The 1,679-nt window shown below is 46.3% G+C and carries 2 protein-coding genes; both read right to left on the bottom strand.

Features of this window, described 5'->3' with window-relative positions:
* The coding region (locus KDK18_RS08805) for a glycosyltransferase family 4 protein (RefSeq protein ID WP_257254530.1) at positions 1 to 935 on the bottom strand (935 nt) is incomplete at its 3' end.
* A 126-nt stretch (positions 936 to 1,061) separates the two neighbouring features.
* The coding region (gene trmA / locus KDK18_RS08800; RefSeq protein ID WP_257254529.1) for a tRNA (uridine(54)-C5)-methyltransferase TrmA at positions 1,062 to 1,679 on the bottom strand (618 nt) is incomplete at its 5' end.

The following is a 1,679-nucleotide window of genomic DNA, read 5'->3' as shown; positions in this document are numbered from 1 at the left end:
CTTTTATAGTATGCCATTGTTCCAATAGAGGATTTATGAACCATAACAGCAACAGATATTTTTGTGAGAACAACGGTTGAATTGCGATTCTTTTCCATTAACCGGACATTCCCGGCACCTCTTTCCTTAATCCAGCGTCGCTCGACCTCACCATCGGTCTTAGGGTGATGGGTGACCAGAAAGGTCACGGACGGTAGCTTTCGGGTGGCTTCAATAAAGACTCTGAAATACTCTTCATACGTGTCGTCATAGCCACCGGCGAATACCACAACAGACTCATTGGGACCAAGGTTTAGTTCAAGGCGGAGAGATTGGTTATCTGTTTGTCGGTAAATATCATCCCAGGCCTCAAGCGCCGGTTGCCCGGATATCATGTAGAGGGGATTGGGGCAAAATACAAGATCGTTGAAGCTTTCTGCGGTTGCAGCACTGGGAATATGGAATTCATCGAGGGTTTGAATTGTTTTCAGAAATGCCTGTACATATTCCTTTTTGGTAATGGGATCAAAATTATCATAGAAAGCCAGAGTGAAGCTGCCATGTTGCTTCATATGATTGAGAATCTGGGCCTGTGCAGCACTGGCCATTCCGGAATAGACGATCTTAGGTTTAATACGTTGCGATAACTCAATAAGAGCGCTTCGGGGCCAGAGTGTTTCCCGGTTGTTCCGGAGCTGGTCTGGATCAGGTACAGGCACAGTGAGGTTCAGCGGGTGATTTCTGAAGATTTCTTCGGCCCTGCCAAGCGATAAAATACGGTAGTTAATACCCCGCTTTTTCAAAGCTTTTTCAAGCTGTTTAAAAGCATCACTTTCCCCCTGATCATAAGCGACCAGGAGAAGATCAATGTTTTTTGTTGCCAGTGCATTTGAGCTGAAAATGTTAATAAAGAAACAAACAAACAGCGCAAAGACAGAGGCTGGATAGTTTTTCATTCTGACTCCGTTAGAACCCCTGTTTCCGGGTTCTATCAGTTTTTGAAACAGGGGAACGTACAGTCTGGTACAGAATTCCGATAAAGGAAAGGTGGTTGGCTGGTCGCTTTTTAGCCTTTCAGGGAATTATTTTCGGGTCAGGAATACACCCATTTCACGATGATGGGTGTAGGGGAACTGGTCAAAAAGGGCTATTCGCTGCACTTTATGAGTCAGGGTGATTTTTTGTAGATTCTGCTTCAATGTATCAGGGTTACAAGAAATATAAACAATGTTGTCGAATTTCTGAACCAGAGCCTCAGTAGCTTCATCAAGGCCCGCCCTGGGAGGGTCTACCAGTATTGTGGATACGTCATAACTATCCAGGTCAATGTCCTGCAAGCGTCTGAACAGTCTCTCCCGATTCATGGCCTGAGTGAACTCTTCGCTGGACAATCGTGCTATCTGGACATTCTCAACGGCATTGAGCTCGAAGTTGTCATGGGCAGAGTGAACGGATGCTTTGGATATTTCCGTAGCCAGAACCTTGCAAAAGTGGTTGGCCAGGACGCACGTGAAATTGCCGTTTCCGCAATAAAGCTCAAGCAGGTCACCCTTCAGGCCAGTGCAAACCTCACTGGCCCAGCCAAGCATCTGTTCATTAACGCCGGCATTGGGTTGAGTGAAGCTGTTCTCGACCTGGGTGTATTGATAGGTTTTGCCCAGCACATTCAAGGTTCCGACAACGTAATCCCGATCCAGAAC

It is taken from the genome of Endozoicomonas sp. SESOKO3 (genome assembly GCF_024606255.1).
The sequence above is the reverse complement of the archived record's forward strand: the minus strand, read 5'-3'. Positions and strand labels throughout refer to the sequence as shown.